The 1,150-nt window shown below is 53.0% G+C and carries 1 pseudogene; it reads right to left on the bottom strand.

Annotated features, from left to right (window positions below):
- Positions 1–1,150 (bottom strand): annotated as a pseudogene (locus SLH33_RS12925) (hypothetical protein); the annotation flags it as partial.

Below are 1,150 nucleotides of genomic sequence, written 5' to 3'. Positions count from 1 at the left end.
GGTCAGTACTACATCGTCCGTACTATCGGTACAGCTTCCGTTGCTGATCGTCCATCGTAAAGTAACCGTATCTCCTGCCGCTACCGTCACTCCTGTAGTAGGGGAACTCGTATCGGCAATCGTTGCCGCTCCACTGACAATACTCCATATTCCTGTACCTACCGTAGGCGTATTGGCTGCCATGGTAAACCCTGAGGTGTTACATTGGGTTTGGTCGGTGCCTGCTGCCGCTGTCGTAGGCAACGCATCGTTGGTCAGTACCACATCGTCTGTACTATCGGTACAGCTTCCGTTGCTGATTGTCCATCGTAAAGTCACCGTATCGCCTGCCGCTACCGTCACTCCTGTAGTCGGGGAACTCGTATCGGCAATCGTTGCCGTTCCACTGACAATACTCCATAATCCCGTGCCTACCGTAGGTGTATTTGCTGCCATGGTAAAGCCTGAGGTGTTACATTGGGTTTGGTCGGTGCCTGCTGCCGCTGTCGTAGGCAACGCATCGTTGGTCAGTACCACATCGTCTGTACTATCGGTACAGCTTCCGTTGCTGATTGTCCATCGTAAAGTCACCGTATCGCCTGCCGCTACCGTCACTCCTGTAGTAGGGGAACTCGTATCGGCAATCGTTGCCGTTCCACTGACAATACTCCATAATCCTGTACCTACCGTAGGCGTATTGGCTGCCATGGTAAAGCCTGAGGTGTTACATTGGGTTTGGTCGGTGCCTGCTGCCGCTGTCGTAGGCAACGCATCGTTGGTCAGTACCACATCGTCCGTACTATCGGTACAGCTTCCGTTGCTGATCGTCCATCGTAAAGTCACCGTATCGCCTGCTGCTACGGTGACTCCCGTAGTCGGTGAACTCGTATCGGTAATCGTTGCCGTTCCACTGACAATACTCCATAATCCCGTGCCTACCGTAGGTGTATTTGCTGCCATGGTAAAGCCTGAGGTATTACACTGGGTTTGGTCGGTGCCTGCTGCCGCTGTGGTAGGCAACGCATCGTTGGTCAGTACCACATCATCCGTACTATCGGTACAGCTTCCGTTGCTGATTGTCCATCGTAAAGTAACCGTATCGCCTGCTGCTACCGTCACTCCTGTAGTAGGGGAACTCGTATCGGCAATCGTTGCCGTTCCACTGACAATA

This window comes from Tenacibaculum sp. IB213877, assembly GCF_034043975.1.
Taxonomy (GTDB): Bacteria; Bacteroidota; Bacteroidia; order Flavobacteriales; family Flavobacteriaceae; genus Polaribacter.
Note: the sequence above shows the minus strand (reverse complement) of the source record. Positions and strands in the feature narration are given on the sequence as shown.